16 protein-coding genes are annotated in these 16,215 nt (G+C 60.3%); 15 read left to right on the forward strand and 1 reads right to left on the reverse strand.

All coding sequences use genetic code 11. The annotated features are described in order from the left end of the window. Positions 1-43: 43 nt before the first annotated feature. The 15 genes from AC24GY_RS07890 to AC24GY_RS07960 all read left to right on the forward strand — a co-directional run bounded on the left by AC24GY_RS07890 (position 44) and on the right by AC24GY_RS07960 (position 14,891). Entirely contained in the window at positions 44-1,741 is a 1,698-nt protein-coding gene (locus tag AC24GY_RS07890) for a GspE/PulE family protein (RefSeq protein ID WP_487681773.1), read from the forward strand. Positions 1,742-1,777: 36 nt separating this feature from the next. Next, positions 1,778-2,008 (forward strand): hypothetical protein, encoded by a 231-nt coding sequence (locus AC24GY_RS07895; RefSeq protein WP_422315258.1) that lies wholly within the window; start codon positions 1,778-1,780, stop codon positions 2,006-2,008. Then, a complete protein-coding gene (locus tag AC24GY_RS07900; RefSeq protein ID WP_487681775.1) occupies positions 2,005-2,304 on the forward strand; it encodes a type II toxin-antitoxin system RelE/ParE family toxin in 300 nt (99 codons plus the stop codon). The genes AC24GY_RS07895 and AC24GY_RS07900 overlap by 4 nt, the downstream gene beginning before the upstream one ends. Positions 2,305-2,344: 40 nt before the next feature. After that, the gene (locus AC24GY_RS07905) at positions 2,345-3,580 is read left to right on the forward strand and encodes a type II secretion system F family protein (RefSeq protein ID WP_487681777.1); all 1,236 of its coding nucleotides are present in this window, start codon (positions 2,345-2,347) and stop codon (positions 3,578-3,580) included. Between the two features lie 66 nt (positions 3,581-3,646). Then, the gene (gspG, locus tag AC24GY_RS07910) at positions 3,647-4,099 is read left to right on the forward strand and encodes a type II secretion system major pseudopilin GspG (RefSeq protein WP_422315264.1); all 453 of its coding nucleotides are present in this window, start codon (positions 3,647-3,649) and stop codon (positions 4,097-4,099) included. 3 nt (positions 4,100-4,102) lie between these two features. Next, entirely contained in the window at positions 4,103-4,822 is a 720-nt protein-coding gene (locus AC24GY_RS07915; RefSeq protein WP_487681779.1) for a pilus assembly FimT family protein, read from the forward strand. Continuing rightward, positions 4,819-5,232, forward strand: coding sequence for a type IV pilus modification PilV family protein (locus AC24GY_RS07920; RefSeq protein ID WP_487681781.1), 414 nt, complete (start codon positions 4,819-4,821; stop codon positions 5,230-5,232). Before AC24GY_RS07915 ends, AC24GY_RS07920 begins: the two co-directional genes overlap by 4 nt. Beyond that, positions 5,207-6,196, forward strand: a complete 990-nt coding sequence (locus AC24GY_RS07925; protein ID WP_487681783.1) for a type II secretion system protein — start codon at positions 5,207-5,209, stop codon at positions 6,194-6,196. The genes AC24GY_RS07920 and AC24GY_RS07925 overlap by 26 nt, the downstream gene beginning before the upstream one ends. Before the next feature lie 68 nt (positions 6,197-6,264). After that, positions 6,265-7,143, forward strand: a complete 879-nt coding sequence (locus AC24GY_RS07930) for a hypothetical protein (protein WP_461525724.1) — start codon at positions 6,265-6,267, stop codon at positions 7,141-7,143. Positions 7,144-7,241: 98 nt separating this feature from the next. Continuing rightward, complete coding sequence (locus AC24GY_RS07935; RefSeq protein WP_487681785.1) at positions 7,242-8,459, forward strand: hypothetical protein; 1,218 nt, start codon at positions 7,242-7,244, stop codon at positions 8,457-8,459. A 23-nt stretch (positions 8,460-8,482) separates the two neighbouring features. Further along, the gene (locus AC24GY_RS07940; RefSeq protein ID WP_487681787.1) at positions 8,483-9,052 is read left to right on the forward strand and encodes a GspMb/PilO family protein; all 570 of its coding nucleotides are present in this window, start codon (positions 8,483-8,485) and stop codon (positions 9,050-9,052) included. Further along, positions 9,049-9,825, forward strand: coding sequence for a hypothetical protein (locus AC24GY_RS07945; RefSeq protein WP_422319763.1), 777 nt, complete (start codon positions 9,049-9,051; stop codon positions 9,823-9,825). Before AC24GY_RS07940 ends, AC24GY_RS07945 begins: the two co-directional genes overlap by 4 nt. A gap of 50 nt (positions 9,826-9,875) precedes the next feature. After that, the gene (locus AC24GY_RS07950; RefSeq protein ID WP_487681789.1) at positions 9,876-12,596 is read left to right on the forward strand and encodes a secretin N-terminal domain-containing protein; all 2,721 of its coding nucleotides are present in this window, start codon (positions 9,876-9,878) and stop codon (positions 12,594-12,596) included. Between the two features lie 76 nt (positions 12,597-12,672). Further along, positions 12,673-13,656, forward strand: coding sequence for an enolase C-terminal domain-like protein (locus tag AC24GY_RS07955; RefSeq protein WP_487681791.1), 984 nt, complete (start codon positions 12,673-12,675; stop codon positions 13,654-13,656). After that, complete coding sequence (locus AC24GY_RS07960) at positions 13,653-14,891, forward strand: M20/M25/M40 family metallo-hydrolase (protein WP_487681793.1); 1,239 nt, start codon at positions 13,653-13,655, stop codon at positions 14,889-14,891. Before AC24GY_RS07955 ends, AC24GY_RS07960 begins: the two co-directional genes overlap by 4 nt. Positions 14,892-15,214: 323 nt before the next feature. Here AC24GY_RS07960 and AC24GY_RS07965 read toward each other — a convergent pair whose 3' ends face one another. Then, positions 15,215-16,192: an SMP-30/gluconolactonase/LRE family protein gene (locus AC24GY_RS07965; RefSeq protein WP_487681795.1), complete on the reverse strand. Its 978-nt coding sequence runs from the start codon at positions 16,190-16,192 to the stop codon at positions 15,215-15,217. Positions 16,193-16,215 lie beyond the last annotated feature (23 nt).

Genomic DNA, 16,215 nt, shown 5'->3' on the forward strand with positions numbered 1-16,215 from the left:
GAACGCGAAACTTTGCCCTCGTTGCGGCGTTGTATCGCCCCACATGCCCACCCCTACTTTGATCGACGTCCTCGTACGAACCGCCGCCAGCGCAGGATGCGAAGAACCCACCCGGCTGCGCCATGCCCTCGAAGTGGCCTCCGACAACCGCCAGCCGCTCATGGATGCCGTGGTGGACAGCAGCATGGTGGATGAAGACCGATTCTTTGCCCAGCTAGCGACCGGTCTGGGCATGCCGTATGCCGAAGAAGGCGTCGGCGAAGCCGCTGAAGGACTGCGCAACAACTTCCCCGCCAAACTGGCGCTGCGCCACCGCATCTGCCCGATGCATGTGGCGAGTGGTGAGGCGACGATCCTGACCTACAACCCGTTCGACCTCAGCGCACGGCAGGCGGTGGGCCAGGAACTGCGCAAACGCGTGCACTGGCAGATCGCGCCGCGCCACCGCATCCTCGAAGCCCTGCATCAAGGCTACGGCGTGGGTGCGGAAAACTTTGAAGAGCTGCTGGAAGGCCGTGAAGGCGGTGACGAGCACGACGACCTCAAGCAGGAAACCACGGTGCTGGACGAGGCGGATGAAGAGGCCACGGTGCTCAACTTTGTGAACCAGATCTTCCGTGAAGCTCTCAAGGAACGCGCCACGGACATTCATGTGGAGCCGCTGGAGCGCGATCTGCGCATCCGCTACCGGGTGGATGGCAAGCTGCTGGAAGTTCCTGTGCCGCCGAACATGCGACTGCTGCAGGCATCGCTCATTTCGCGCCTGAAGATCATGGCGCATCTCGACATCGCCGAGCGCCGCCTGCCCCAAGACGGACGCATCAACCTCGAACTCGATGGCGAACCCATCGACGTGCGTGTGGCCACCATCCCGAGCGTGAATGGTGAGTCCGTGGCGCTCCGCCTGCTGACGCGCAAAAAATTTGACCTGATGGCACTCGGGCTCGACCCGGCCACGGAGGCGACGATTCGCAAGCTGCTCGCGGCGCCGAACGGCATCATCCTCGTCACAGGCCCGACGGGTTCTGGCAAATCCTCCACGCTGTACACTTTCCTCAAGGAGCTCAACACCAAGGAGCGCCGCATCGTCACCATTGAAGACCCGGTGGAAAACAAGCTGGACGGCATCATCCAGATCGCGGTGAAGCCGGAGATTGATCTGACATTCGCCGCCGGCCTGCGCAGCATTCTGCGTGGCGACCCGAATGTGATCATGGTGGGGGAAATGCGCGACCAAGAAACGGTCGAGATCGCCATCCGTGGCGCTTTGACGGGTCACCTTGTTTTCTCGACGCTGCACACCAATGACGCCGTCGGCGGCATCTCGCGTCTGCTGGACATGGGCATCGAGCCCTTCATGATTTCGTCCTCGGTGAGGGCCTTCCAGGCGCAGCGCCTTGTGCGTACGCTGTGCGGATTGTGCAAGCAGCCCGCGCATCACGAGGAAAGCCACCTGCGCTGCATTGGTTTCCCTCTGGAGTGGAAAGACAAGCTGTTCAATCCTGTGGGCTGCCGTGCCTGCCGCAACACTGGTTTCACCGGACGTCTGGCGATCATGGAAATCTGCCTCATGACGGAAGCCTTGCAGGACAAGATCAACAAACGCGCCAACACCATGGAACTCAAGGCGCAAGCGCTCAAGGACGGCATGGTGCCCATGCGGCAGTATGGATTCCGGAAGGCTTCGCAAGGGGTGACGACACTGGAGGAAGTGATGACCGTGACAGCGGCGACTGAGTAGTGTTGCGAAGCCCCCTCCCATGAATATCCTTTGACCATGACACTCTCCGCCAATCCTCCTATTGAGCTTCCATTGGAAAGCCTTTCCCTTGCACAGAAATGGCAGGTGTTTGACTGGCTGAAAAGCGATCTCGCTGTCGAAGAGATCGGCCCTCAGGAGTGGCATTTCGATGTCCTTGCCGAGCGTGAGAAAATGCTGGCGACTGGAGAGACGGAGCTCATCAGTCTGGAGCAATTCTCCAAAGAACTGCGCGGGGAGCTGTCATGACGGTCCAGGTCGTCCGGGCCGCTAAAGCGGACATAGCCTCCTCTCATAAGTTTTATGAAAACCAACAACAAGGTCTCGGGAACTATTTTGTTGAGTGCATCCTTGCTGACATTGCTGAGCTTGAAACAACGGGAGGAATCCACCGCCAAACTCGCGGTTATCACCACGTGAACTCGAAGCGTTTTCAATCTGTTCTCTATTACCGCATTGTGAATGAGACAGTCATTTTGACCGCCATTATTGACGGCAGAATCAACCCAGCCAAACGCGACCGTATTTTGTCACGGCGTCATTGATCCATTTGGCACCTGCCGCCTGTTTCCGTCACTTCCTCGTATGCCCGCCTTCACCTACACCGCCCTCACCACCACCGGCCAGACCGTCACGGGATCCGTCACGGTCGGTTCGCGTGCGGAGGCATTTCGAAAAATTGAGGCTCAGGCACTGACGCCGGTGAAGGTGACGCAGGACGAAAAGTCCGATGCAGCGAAAGCGAAAATCGCGGCGGCCGCCGCAGGAGGCCCCGTGAAGCTGAAGCGCGCCCAGCTTATCTTGTTCACGGAAGAACTCGCGGATCTGCTGGATGGCGGCCTGCAGATCGACCAGGCATTTCGGGTGATGCAGGAACGGCAGGAGTCGGGAACGCTGCGCATCATTGCCAGCACGATGCGGAACGAACTGCGCGAGGGCTCATCGGTGGCGAAAGCGCTGAGGAAAGCTTCGCCAAGCTTTGACGATCTGTACTGCAACCTGGCTGCGGCTGGCGAAGTGAGCGGCTCGCTGCCGAGCATCCTGCGACGCCTCGCCAACAATCTGGCGGTGATGGCCGAACTGCAGGCCAAGGTGACGCAGGCGATGATCTACCCGGCTTTCCTGATCGGTGCGTGTATCGTGCTCATGGTGGTGTTCATGACTTTCATGGTGCCACAGATCATGGACTTGATGGGCAAGAACGGCCAGAAGCTCCCCGCAGCCACGCAGCTGCTCATCAGCTTCAATCAATTCATGGGCCAGTGGTGGTGGGCCATCGCAGCGGCCATCACGGCAGGTGTGCTTACATTCCGGGGCTACATCTCTAGCCCGGCGGGCCGGATGTGGTGGGATGAAACGAAGCTCAAGCTCCCGCTGTTTGGCGCGATTATGAGCATGCGCTTCTATGCGCAGTTCGCGCATTCGCTGGGCAATCTGATCACCAACGGGGTACCGCTGCTGAACAGCATCCGCCTCGTTTCCAAGATTTCTGCGAACGTCTTCATCCAGTCGCTGCTGGCCAAGGTGACCAGCATGGTCTCCGAAGGAGCCCCGCTTTCCAACACACTGCGCAAGGTCGGCAGCTTTCCCCTGCTGCTGGCGGACATGATCGCCGTGGGTGAGCAGACGGGGCAGCTTGGCAAATCGATGGAAAAATGCGCCATCCGTTACGACAAGGAGCTCGACAAGCGTATCAAACGCATGACCTCGATGATCACGCCGATCATCCTGATCGTGATGGCCGTGATGGTCGGCACGGTGGCGTATTCCATCGTTGCGGCCATCGCCCAAAGCGTCACGGGCATCCGTGGTGGCGGCTAAAGCCGGCGCAACCAACTTCATTTCCTCCTGTTCATCTCTCCATAAATCCTGTTCAATCGTCCCGTCATGAAAATCCGCACCTCGAACCCCAAGACACTCCCTGCCGCCGCCTTCACGCTGATCGAAATCGTGATCACGCTGACCATCATCGCCATCCTGGCCTCCGGTTCGATTTACCTGCTCAAAGGCCAGATCGACTCCGCCAAGGACACACGAGTGGACAGCGATTTGCAAGCCATCGGGCTGGCGCTGCAATCTTATGAATCCCGTGCGCTGCGCATGCCGACGACCGAGCAGGGCCTGATGGCGCTGGTGGAAAAGCCGACGCTGGAGCCGATCCCTGAAAACTACCGCGCCTTCATGGAAGAGCTGCCCAAAGATCCTTGGGGCCTGCCATACAAGTACCGTTTCCCAGCCCAGAAATCCAAGAAGCCCTATGACCTCTGGACGGCTGGCCCGAACGGGATCGACGGCGACGAAGACGACCTCGGCAACTGGAAGAAGTCGGCGGCGAAATGACCCATGAAACCTGCATGCCGAAGCACGAAGACCAGCCATGACGCGAGTGATGCCCTCACCACCCGTCATCGCTCCTTCGTTCGGCATGGAGACGCCCGGGCGTTTACGTTAATCGAGATCGTCATTGCTTTGACCATCGTCGCTGTACTGGCAGCGGCGACGGTGCCGATGCTCAAAGGTTTCCAGGATGAGCGGCTGGCGCGGGAACCCGTCACGGCGCTGCTTAAGCTGGCACGTGAGGCGCGCATGCGTGCCATGCAGGAGAAGCGGCCCTACCAGGTGGCCTTCCATGCCACGGGATTCACGGCATCCCGCTATTTCAATCCGTACCTGCAGCTCACGGAACTGAACGAATTTCTCGCGGCGGGCGAAGCGGCACCTGCCGTGGAGAGCACGATCGAAGAGGGTGACAAAACGGATATCGACAATGGCGGCAAATCTAACAAGACCACGGAACTGCCGCTGGCCCCGCCTGCGCCGAAGTATGACGAATACTGGTCTGAAAAATACGAACTGCCGAAAGAGGTGAAGTACCAGATCCAGCATTGGTATGATGCTGAGCCAACGCCAATCGAAGGGGAGATGGTGAAGCTGTGGGTGTTTCAGCCCAGCGGCGTCTGCCAGCCGCTGAAGATCCATGTGGAGGGACCGTCCTCGACGTTTGACGTGGAGTTTGCGGCACTGACGGCAGACATCGTGAAGGAAACCGTTGATCTGCGATGAACGCGAAATTCCATCGCCGGCAGCGCCCGGTTTCGCGCGGGTACATTCTCTTCGAGCTGGTGCTGGCGCTGACGATTTTTGCCCTCGCGGTGCTGGGGCTGGCAAAGTCGCTAAACCAGGCGCTGGAGACGGCGAATCTGCTGAAGCGTGACCAGATCATCCGCATCGGCATGCGCAATGTTTTTGAAGAGCTGCGGAACAAGCCGCTGGCCAAGATGAGCACGACCATCTCCGACACGACCTACGGCATCACCTACACGACCAGCACGGAGGCGCTGTCGCTGAAGACCACCAGCGGCGGCATCTTGAGCGACATGTACAAACTCACCATCCACGCGACTTCGTCTTTTGACGGGGTGCCGCAGGGGGACACCCTCGACGTCTATGTTTACAAGCCTGCCCAGCCCTAGACGGCGTTCCGCCTTCACGTTGATCGAGGTGGTGATCGGCATCACCATCCTGTCGATGATCACGGCCACGTTGTTTGCGATCATCCGCGGCTCGGTGCGCGGGGCGTCGGAGATCGAGCACATCCAGCGTGAGAGCGATTCCATGAACCGGTACATTGAGCTGTGCCGGCGTACGTTTGCCACGCTGCCGAGCACGGCCACGCTGGCATTGAAACTGGTGCAGGGTACGGACCCGGTGATTCAGGAACTGACCATCACCGGCTCGCCGGACTGCTTTCCGTTTGGCAACAATCCCATCACCTCCAAGGACACCATCCTGAGCCTGCGGCCCTACCCGGATGCGGTGGTGGACGACAACCAAAAACCACTGAACTACCTGAGCCTGTCGCGTGAGGATTTGATCCCGCAGACCGGGGACATGAAGTCGGGCATTCAACAGTCCACGACGGGAATCTATGCGCCGGACACGGAGGGGCGGTACTGGATGCCGCTGCTGCCGGATGTGGTGTCCTTCAAATGGCGCTTCTATGTGGAGAAGGAGGAGACGTGGTATGAGGAGTGGAGCAAGTCGAACTGGCCGGACCTCATCGAAGGCCAGCTGGTGATGAAGAACCGGACGCTGCCAGTGCGCATGGTTTTCAGCCTGCCAGTGCTGACGCTGATCGCGGGGAGAGCACCGGCCACCAATGGCAATAGCAACAGCAATAATAACAACAACAACCAGCAGGGCGGCGCGGGTGGTAACAATGGCCAAGGCGGTCCGGGAGGCGGACGTGGAGGTCCCGGCGGCGGTGGGCCGGGAGGCGGACCGGGTGGCCCGGGCGGACCAGGCGGCGGTGGGGGGCGTGGAGGTCCTGGTGGGCCAGGTGGAGGCGGCTTTCCAGGCGGAGGGCCTCCTGGTGGTGGACCTCCCGGTGGCGGGGGTGGCCCTCCTGGCGGCGGCGGTGGAGGTGCCGGGCCATGAAGACTTCTGTTCACAGCACTTTTTGCAACGTTCGTCCGGCATCTGCACGGGGGTCTGCGCTCATGCTCATGATTTGGGCCATCCTGCTCATGTCCGTGACGGTCATGGGGGTGGTGGAGTACATCACTTACAGCGCGGAGGAATCCAAACAGGCGGCGTATGATTTCCGCGCCCTGCATCTTGCGGAAAGCGGCATCGCGGTGGGTTTGCACCCCAGCACGCGGCGGGGGGACATCGTGATGAAGCAGAAGGTGGGGCCTGACAGCGGCTTCGACGTGGTGATCAACTATGAAGGCGCGCGCATTCCGATCAACTACATCACGGATGAGCGGCTGCGCGAGGCGATCTACAATCTCTTCATCTACTGGCAGCTCAATGCGGAAGACGCTGGTGTGGCGGCGGATTCACTGGCGGACTGGGTGGACAATGACAGCACCCAGCGCGCCAACGGTGCGGAGGCGGAGTATTACAAGAGCCTGGGAATTTATGACGCGCCGCGCAACCGGGGCTTCATACGCGTGGAAGAAATGATTCTGGTGCGTGGCATGGATGCCGTGGACCGCAAAAAGCCGGACTGGCGTAATTTCTTCAGCATCTATGGAGAGGGACAGATCGACCTGCGCACGGTTTTCAAGGATGTGCTGCTGGCCATCACCGGGGCATCCGAAAACGACGTGCAGCGCTTCATCAGCGAACGCGATGGCGGAGATGGCATTCCCGGGACGGAGGACGACCGCCGCATCCGTGCGCCGGAGGCTTACCAGATTCTCGGCCTCAACGGGGACAGGCTGAACGCTGTGAGCGGCATCGTCAATGACAGCGACACGACGCTGCGCCGCATCACCAGCATCGGCTGGGTGGGGACGAAGCGCTCGAAGATCATCCTCGTCACCCGGCGCGATCAGACGACGGGGGCAGTGACCTATCTCGGAAGGATTGAGGAGTAAAACGGACTCGACAACCAGAGCATCACCGGACATTCGATAATCGTCATTCAATCACGCAACTTCCCACGCGATCGCGCGTTCTACCCAGCCCTTCACGAATGTCACTCGCCGCCACTACCCTGCTCCTCCCCGCCCCTGATGCCTCCTGGCGTGTGTGGAAGCCGCGCGCGACCTCCAGTGCTGAGACGGTGGAAAGCCCGGCCGAGGCGAAGCATGTGAGCAAACCGCTGCTGATCGGGCTGCCTGCCTCGGCATGCCGGACGATCGGGCTGATCCTGCCGCAGACGGATGCCGAACTGCTGGAGCAGATCATTTCCACCCAGTTGGAACGGCGAGGCTTCAAGCTGGAGCAGGATGCTGTGGGCAGAAATTACCGCTGGCATCTGCTGGGCCAGAACGGCGGACTTGCCATCGTGAGTGTGGACATTCTGGCGGAGCCATTCCCGGAAGCACTGGCCGCATCGCACGCCAGCGATTACACCGCCGCGCTGAGGCTGGCTCAGCTGCCTGCCGGACACATTGTCATCATCGAAGAACAGGGAGATCTGGTGCTGGCGGCCAGTCATCAGGGCAAGCTGTACCACAGCCACATTTTTGCCAAGGCACCGGCTGCGGAAGATGTGCTGACGCTGGAGATCACCCTGGCCCGGCTGACCTTGGAGTCCGAACTGGGACCCGACACGATTGACGGGGTGGCGCTGGTGGGAGCGAATTTTGACAAGGGGCTCACCACGCGTCTGAGCTCCATTCTGGACCTGCCGGTGCGGGTGCTCGCTGACCTGCCGCCCAATGGGGCACTGGAAACCCGCACCTGGACGAAGATGCTGCCCTCAGGGGTGCGGACGGCGATCAGCGCGAGCGCCCAGCGCTCCAAGCTCATCCGTGCGCTGGTGCTAGGGGGCATGCTGTATGCGTCGCTGGCATTCCTCGGTTTTGCGTATCTGCATTTCCAAGAAAAGCGGGCGGAAAAACTGGCCGAAGAGGTGGAGGTCACGAGCGAGCCAGCGGCGGCGGTGCGCAAGGCGAATGAACGCTGGAAAGTGCTGGCGCCGGCCATCGAGCCGCAGCGGTATCCTCTGTTTCTGCTGGGTGAGATCAACCGCATCATGCCGGGCAGCGGCATCGTCATTCGTAAGTTTGAAGTGAAGGGCAAGGAGATCGACATCCGTGGTGAAGCACGGGATGCGCAACTCGCGTTTCAATTCATCGAAGATTTCAAAAAGAACCGCGTCCTCAGCCGCTATGAATGGACGAATCCCCGGCCTGAAGTCAAAGGCACCACGGCCTCCTTCCGCGCCCAAGGCAAACTGCCGTAACGAATCCGATTTTTTCAAATTCCATGGCACTCGCCCTCACCCAACGTGAAAAGAAACTGCTCGGAGCCTGCATTGGCGCCCTGCTGCTGATGGCGACGTTCATCATGCTGAAGCAGTTTCTGGACCGCCGCACGGCGGTGCTGGCGCGCATCACCTCGCTGGAGAATGAGAAGAAGGAGAACAGCCACTGGATGGCCGACCGTGAGTTCTGGGACAAGCGCTCGGCGTGGATGGAGCAGCACATGCCCACCACCGAAAGCCTGGGCACGGCGCAGGCCAAGCTGCTGGAAGAGATTCAGAATGTGGCCCTCGACTATCAGCTGCAGGTGCAGAAGCAGCAGCTGCTGCCAGATGCCGCTGACAGCAAGACGAATGCCTCCGTGTATCGTGAGGTGGCCGTCGAAGTACGGCTGCGCGGTGATCAAACCACGCTGCTGGGCTGGCTGGCCACTTTGCAGTCGCCGGAAAAGTTTCAAGCCATCAAGCAGCTGGAGCTGGAGATCGACGGCAAAGCTAAAGAAAAGACACCCCAGGCCTTGTGCAACCTCGTCCTGGCGCGCTGGTTCAAACCTGAAGCCGGATTCCAGCCATGAAAACTCTTTCCACCACTCTGCTGATGCTGAGCGCGGCACTGAGCCTGCGCGCGCAGTCGATTGTACCAGCTGCGCCTGCTGAGGCACCGCTCACGACTTCGGATCTGCTGGCACTGCCCGGGGACGAACTCCTGACACCGGAGCAACCCGTGGCCGCACCTGCGGCCCCCGCAGCGCCAGCCGGGCCGGTGGACCCCGACCTGCCGCAGCCGTTTGATGCGACGTCTTTGAGCGCGATCATTCAGAACTCCCCATTCACCCGCATCGTCAGCATCTCTGACTCCCTCGTTCTCACGGGGATGGCCTACGTGAATGGCAAACCGGTCGTGACCATTTTTGACAAGAACGAGAAGCAATCCCTGGTCGTCAGCGAAGAACCCAATCTCAAAGGCTGGAAACTGATTGAAGCGCTGCCCACCAGCAACATTGAGCGCGCCCAGGCCAAGATTGCCATCGGCGGGGAGACCTTCAGCATCCGTCACAGTGTGCTGGACAAGAACGACCTGACGAAAGGAAAAAGTGACAAGGGCGACAAAGGCCCGCGCAGTGATTCCTCCAGCGGAGACCGTTTCAACCGAGGCAACCGGGGCCCCAGTGAGGAAGACCGGAAAAAGTACGAAAGCCTCTCCGACAAAGCCAAGGAAAAGTTCCGCGATGCCATGCGTGAAAAGTTCAGCGATGAAAAGTTCCGCAACGCCCCTGAGGAGGAGCGCCGCAACGCCATCCGCACCATGTTTGAAAAGATCCAAAAAGAAGACGGCGGGGGCAAATAACACGCCCCGCTGACCGCCTACACCTGCCACTCACGCCACATCCCTTTCGCATGCATCGTTGTCTTCCTGCCCTCACCACGCTTCTGTTTGCCATCTCCGCCGTTGTGCGCGGGCAGAGCATTGTACCGCCAGCCCCACCGCCGACACCTGCTGCAGCTCCTGCAGCCGCCACGACGGAAACGCCTGCGGCCACGACCACCACAACAACCACGACAACGACACCGGCTCCCCTTCCCCCACCGACTCCGACAGTCGCCTCCCCTGCAGCAGGCGGCACTGCCCCTGCAATGCCTCCCGACGGTGCGCGTCCTCCTGCAGGCGGCTTCCCTGGCGGAGGGAGAAGCGGTTTTGGCCGCCGTGGTGGCTTTGGAGCACCGGGCGGTGGTTTTGGTGGTCCTGGCGGCATGAGTGCTGACGGCGCGGGTGGTCCCGCAGGAGAGGCGGAGGCCTTCCAGATCACCGGAGACAACGTCATGATGCAGTTTGCCAACAATCCCGTGGCCGACCTGCTGGCGATCTATGAAAAGCTCACGGGCTACACGCTGATCAAGGACACCAACATTTTTGAAGGGGCTACGATCAGCCTTGTCACCCCCAAGCAGGTTCCCAAGGCCGAGGCCATCAAGCTCATCGAGGCCTCACTGCTCGCGAACGGCTACGCCATCGTGAACGAGCCTGGCAGCAACAGCGCCAAGATCCTGCCGGCACGCAACCAAAGTGCGAATGCCGTGCAGTTCTCCCATGGGGTGCGGTTTTACACCAGTGCCATGGACATCCCTGACGGTGAAAGCATCGTGTCCTACTTCATGAAGCTGGACTATCTCGCGCCTGAAGACGCGGCCACCATGTTCTCAGGTCACGTCGGTCTGGGTGCTTATGGCCGCATCACACCGGTGACTTCCCCGCCCGGACTGCTGATCACAGAAAGCGCCACGATCGTCAAGCAGCTCATCGGCATCCGCGAAGCCATTGATCTCGGTGACACCGGCTCCACGCTGGTCACGAAATTCATTCCCATCAAATTTGCCGATGCCGCAGTGATCGCCCAGATCATCCAGGCCACCTTGAATGCGCAGGCGCAGGAAAAGGAAACGAAAGGCGTGAACACCATCCGTGGCTCTGCCGCCAGTGATGGCCGTGACAACAAAGGCGGCGACAACAACGCCCCAAGGCCGCCCTCGTCCATGCCAAACAATTCATCGCTGTCATCGAATCAAAATGCGCTGAATCCCCAGCCTAGCACGCAGGTGGTGGCCGATACGCGTTTGAACCAGATCCTAGTCGTGGCTTCACCGCTGGACTACACCTACGTCGCCAGCCTCATCGCTGAATTTGACAAGCCGCTGGACAGTACGGAGCCGTATGAGCGCAAGCTCAAGTATGCCGCCGCCCTGGATGTCTTGAGTGCGCTGGTGGACCGCCTGCAGGAAGTGAACGCAGGCACTACCCAGCTGCCGGGCGGGGGCAGCATTCAACAACAGCGCCAGCAGGTGCTGGCGACGAACAGCAGCCAGCTCCTTGGGGGCAGAACCACCCAGGGCACACGGGGTGGCGTGGTGGGCAACACCGCCTCCTCCGCATCTGGCTCTGACACCGCCAGTGCGTCCACAGGAACCACCGGCACCACATCATCAGCTACAAGCACTGGAGGCTCCCGTGCTGACGTCGTGTCCGGTCCCACGGAAAACAATGCCCCGGTGTCCGTGCTGGTTGGCAAGTCCCGCATCGTCGCAGACCCGATGTCGAACACGATCATCGTGATTGGTCGGCAGGAGGAGATCTCCAAAGTCGATGCCCTGCTCGACAAGCTCGACCGCAAGCCTTCGCAGGTTTACCTCGCCACCGTCATCGGCGAACTGACCCTCACCGACACGATGACCACCGGGGTGGATTACATCTCCTCTCTTACCAACAAGAACTTCAGTGCCAGCAGCATCACCAGCCGCACGGACATCCTTGGCACGACGGGCGGCGCGGGACGCGCCATCAATGACCTGCGCAACAATGCGATTACCGCGCCCTTCGGTCCCACCTCAGGCCTGAACCTGTATGGAGCCGCCGGCAGCGGTCTGAGCATCTTCCTCAACGCGCTGCAGACGAACAGTAATTTCAAAGTCCTCTCCCGGCCCTCCATTTTCGCCCTGAACAACAAGAAGGCGGTCATCTCTTCCGGGCGCAAAGTTCCGTATCCGGCGAGCACCGTCACGAACGCCGCCAACCTCAACGGCACCGTCACGTCCACCACCAGCTACCTGGATGTGGTTCTGAAACTCGAGGTCGTGCCGCTGATCAACACCGATGGCGAAGTCACGCTCACCATTTCTCAAATCAACGACACCCTCATCGGCACCCAGCTCATTACGCCAAATTTAGTACCCATCATCGGCACCGAGCAGCTCGTCACTTCCGTCACCATCCCGGACCGTAACACGATCGTGCTTGGCGGCCTCATCTCCGAGGAGAAAAACCTCGGCCAGAGCGGCATCCCTTTCCTCGGCAAAATCCCCGGTCTGGGCAAGCTCTTCCGCACGGACAACAACAGCGTGACCCGCAAGGAGCTGATTGTTTTCATTCAGCCGCAGGTCGTGACTGACACAGAAAGCGTCCGCGAGACCTCGCTGAGCGAAGACATTCGCACCACGTCGGGAGCTCAGGCAGCCCAGCGCTTTCCGCAGGTGCCGCCGCCGCCCGTGCCTGAGCCGGTGGAGGTTCCTGCGAAGAAGAAGAACCTCTTCCAGCGGCTATTCAGCCGCGACCCGAAGCCGCAGTGACTCGGAAGAGAAGCACGAGACAAGATCGAGACAGGATTCCTTGACCTGCGGGGCTCTTGACCTTTGACTGGGAGCCTTGCACTTCGAGATCAAAACCCTTCATCTCAGCGAGCCTTTTCGCATCGCCCACGGCACCTCGGCTACGCGCCAGGTGCTTCGTGTCTCGAATGGAGAACGCGTCACTGAGGCCCCGTTTGTCCCTTACTATGGAGAAGATCCGGCGCTGACGCTGGCCGTGCTCAATCAAGCCGTGCTGCCGGAAGTACTGCCGCGCACCGCAGGCCTCGCGCTCAATCTGCTGCGCCATGACATCATCGGCCACCAGTCCGGCCGGACACTGGCAGCCTACGCCGAGTCAAAGCTGGGCATGCCCGTGCATCACACGCCTCCCGGCTGCCGCTCCTTCAGCATTCCCGAGGATCTCGATGTTTTTGCGGACAAGGTTCGCGAGATCGCCACCCAATTTCCCGTGCTCAAACTCAAGCTCGGCTCAGGTGACCTGGGGCTGGACATTGCCATCGTCTCCGTCGCACGCCAGGCTGCGCCGCATGCGAAACTGCTGCTGGATGTGAACGGCGGCTGGGACATGGCCGAGGCTCCGCTCATGATCGAGAAGGTTGCGGAATACAGCCCGACGCTGATCGAGCAGCCCATCCATCACCGCCTTGGTGTCGATGGCTGGGAAGAACTGCGCACGCTGCTTCCTGGCAATCCCCCGCCGATCTTCGCGGATGAAAGCGTGCAAACCGTGGCGGATGTTATCGCACTCGCGGATTTCGTGGATGGAGTGAACATCAAACTCCTCAAGAGCGGCAGCTTGGATGCTGCTGTGGCCATGATCGCGGCGGCGAGAGAGCAGGGTCTGCAAGTCCTGCTTGGCTGCATGATCGAAACCAGCCTGGGCACCACGGCAGCGGCGCATCTGGCGCCGTGGGCCGACTGGATCGACCTCGACGGGCATTTCTACGTGGCCGATGACGACTTCACGGGCATCACATATGATGCCACCGGCAACCTCATCATGCCCAACCTGCCTGGCATTGGCGCTGTACCGCGATGAACGTTTCTCTTTTTCAATCCGCCGCAGAACTCCATCTCCCGGCTGCGCTCGACTTCCTGCGCCGACTGGTGGCCATCAACAGCTTCACCGCCAATGCTGAAGGCGTGGATGAAGTGGCCCGACTGACTGCAGCCGCTTTTGCGCCGCTGGATTTTGAGGCTGAACTTGCGCCCTGTGTCACTCCCGGCACCGGCCATCACCTCTTTCTCACGCATCGCGGTCAGGGTGGTGAACCCATCGTTCTCGTCACGCATTCAGACACGGTGTTTCCACCGGAAGAAGAACGGCTCAATGATTTCAAGTGGGATGAACGGCCCGAGGAAGGCCGCATCTATGGGCCGGGCACCGTGGATAACAAAGGCGGCACGGCCTTGATCTGGCTCATCTTGCAAAGCCTGCGAGATACGGCCCCCGAGGTGTTTGAGCGCACGCACTGGCTCGTGGCTGCCAATGCTGCTGAAGAAATCACGGGGGACGATTTTGGCCGTGTGACCACTGAACGTTGCGGAGGGAAAGCGCGCGCGGTGCTGGTGTTTGAAGGCGGGCCGGTGGATGAGCGCGGCTGGCACATTGTCACCTCGCGCAAAGGGCGCAGCACGTGGAGACTCAGCGCCGAAGGCAAGGCCGCGCATGCGGGCAGCAAGCACCATGAGGGCATCAATGCCATCGATGCGCTGGCCCGTGTGCTGCCGGACATCGCTGCGCTGACGAATGCGGAAGCTGAGCGAACGGTGAACATCGGCCTGGTGCAGGGTGGCACGGTGGTGAATCGCGTACCGCATGAGGCCGTGGCCGAGTGGGAGTGCCGGGCCACGGAGCCTGCGGCATTGCAGCATGCGGATGATTTTTTTGCAACGCTCAGCGGAACGGCGGCCAACGGCGCGAAGCTCATAGCGGAACGGACCGGTATCACTGCTGCGTGGCCTGGGGGTGTGGAGTCTGAAGCTTTGTTTCACCTTTGGCATGAGGCTGCTGCGATGATGAATCTCACGGCGGTCTCTGTACCGCGCGGTGGCTTGAGCGATGCGAACCACCTCTGGCACCTGGCACCCACTCTCGATGGTCTCGGACCCTATGGTGCCAATGCCCACTGCTCTGAACGCACGGCTGACGGGAGCAAGCTGCCGGAGTATGTGGAGCCGGGGTCGTTTGTGCCGAAGGCGGTGATGAATGCGCTGGCGCTGGTGAAGCTTGTGAAGGGTGATGAGGTTGCGGGTCGCGGTAACGCAGCCTGACTCACCGTGATCGAGGTCAGAAGCTCCCTGCCTTGTCAGAGCAGTTTCCAAAACTGACTTCCAAAAGAAGCGGTATTTTTAGACTTTGCCTCTGCGGAGCGCATTGGAGTGCCGCTGCGAGGAGCTGCTGATTTCGAGTGGCTAGTGGTATGCGTCAAGTGACCGGCTGGCGAAGAATCATCGGCTCCCGCTTACTGGAATTTTCTGACACGCATGAATCACCGAGTCCGGCGAAAGCGGTAGCTGCGTTCGTTCCTCACTACGCGACCGCAGTCCATATCGGAATGCTCGGCTTGATCGGGAAATGAGTTTTACGAATTGCTCTAGAGTCCTTTTGTCAGCGTCTTCACGCGCAGCAGGAACATGTCTGCGGTGATGTAGAGGGTGCTGTGGTCAGCGCCGCCGAAGGCGCAGTTTGCCGTGGCCTGGCCTGTGAGGATGCTGCCGAGGTGTTTGCCGTCTTTGCTGATGATCAAAACGCCGCCGGGGCCGGTGGTCCAGATGTTGCCATTGGCGTCCACCTTCATGCCATCGCAGCCGCCTTTGCGTTCGGCACTTTTCAGAGGCTGCGCATCGAAGAAGACGCGACCGTTTTTGGCGGTGCCGTCGTCCTGAAGATCGTAGGCCATGACACGGGTGTTCTTCGGATCAGACACGGCGATGTAGAGCGTGTGATGGTCGGGGCTCAGGGCGATGCCATTTGGGAAACGAATGTCTGAGATTACCAGCGAGACTTTGCCAGCAGGAGTCACGGAGTAGATGCCGTGCTGCGGGAGCTCTGGTGCTTCGCCTTTCTTCAGGCCGTAAGGAGGATCGGTGAAGAAGATGGTGCCGCTCTTGGCGATCACGAGATCGTTCGGGCTGTTGAAGCGCTTGCCTTCATACTTGTCCGCCAGAGAGGTGAAGGTGCCGTCTTTTTCGAGACGGGCGATGCGGCGCTCGCCATGCTGGCAGAGGATGAGATTTCCCTGGGCATCGACTTGGAGGCCGTTCGAACCCTGGCCGTCTCCGCTGAGACTGCCGCTGGGTTTGAGAACGACCTTGGCAGCGGTGTCGCCTTCCTTCCAGCCGAAGACGGTGTTCTCCGGCACGTCTGAGAAGACGAGGCCGCCATCCCGCCAGACGGGGCCTTCCGACCAGTTGAAGCCTGATGCGAGCACTTCGATTTTTGCTTCGGGTGCGATCAAGGCATCGAGCGCGGGATCGAGTTTTTCGATGGAGCCTTTGAATTCAGGTACGGGCTCGGCAGCGAAGGCTGCGAGGGATGAGGCGAGGAGAAGGGAGAGGGTGCGGTGAAGCATGAGGATGGGATGTAAAGGCGTGG

This window comes from Prosthecobacter sp. Pr1, assembly GCF_057652315.1.

Excerpts from the sequence above, each read along its gene's own strand:
- AC24GY_RS07900 (WP_487681775.1), top strand. The coding sequence starts at position 2,005 with ATGACGGTCCAGGTCGTCCGGGCCGCTAAAGCGGACATAGCCTCCTCT.
- AC24GY_RS07950 (WP_487681789.1), top strand. The coding sequence starts at position 9,876 with ATGCATCGTTGTCTTCCTGCCCTCACCACGCTTCTGTTTGCCATCTCC.
- AC24GY_RS07960 (WP_487681793.1), top strand. The coding sequence starts at position 13,653 with ATGAACGTTTCTCTTTTTCAATCCGCCGCAGAACTCCATCTCCCGGCT.
- AC24GY_RS07905 (WP_487681777.1), top strand. The coding sequence starts at position 2,345 with ATGCCCGCCTTCACCTACACCGCCCTCACCACCACCGGCCAGACCGTC.
- AC24GY_RS07925 (WP_487681783.1), top strand. The coding sequence starts at position 5,207 with ATGTTTACAAGCCTGCCCAGCCCTAGACGGCGTTCCGCCTTCACGTTG.
- AC24GY_RS07965 (WP_487681795.1), bottom strand. The coding sequence starts at position 16,192 with ATGCTTCACCGCACCCTCTCCCTTCTCCTCGCCTCATCCCTCGCAGCC.
- AC24GY_RS07890 (WP_487681773.1), top strand. The coding sequence starts at position 44 with ATGCCCACCCCTACTTTGATCGACGTCCTCGTACGAACCGCCGCCAGC.
- AC24GY_RS07945 (WP_422319763.1), top strand. The coding sequence starts at position 9,049 with ATGAAAACTCTTTCCACCACTCTGCTGATGCTGAGCGCGGCACTGAGC.
- AC24GY_RS07935 (WP_487681785.1), top strand. The coding sequence starts at position 7,242 with ATGTCACTCGCCGCCACTACCCTGCTCCTCCCCGCCCCTGATGCCTCC.
- AC24GY_RS07895 (WP_422315258.1), top strand. The coding sequence starts at position 1,778 with ATGACACTCTCCGCCAATCCTCCTATTGAGCTTCCATTGGAAAGCCTT.
- AC24GY_RS07940 (WP_487681787.1), top strand. The coding sequence starts at position 8,483 with ATGGCACTCGCCCTCACCCAACGTGAAAAGAAACTGCTCGGAGCCTGC.
- AC24GY_RS07915 (WP_487681779.1), top strand. The coding sequence starts at position 4,103 with ATGAAACCTGCATGCCGAAGCACGAAGACCAGCCATGACGCGAGTGAT.
- gspG (WP_422315264.1), top strand. The coding sequence starts at position 3,647 with ATGAAAATCCGCACCTCGAACCCCAAGACACTCCCTGCCGCCGCCTTC.
- AC24GY_RS07920 (WP_487681781.1), top strand. The coding sequence starts at position 4,819 with ATGAACGCGAAATTCCATCGCCGGCAGCGCCCGGTTTCGCGCGGGTAC.
- AC24GY_RS07930 (WP_461525724.1), top strand. The coding sequence starts at position 6,265 with ATGATTTGGGCCATCCTGCTCATGTCCGTGACGGTCATGGGGGTGGTG.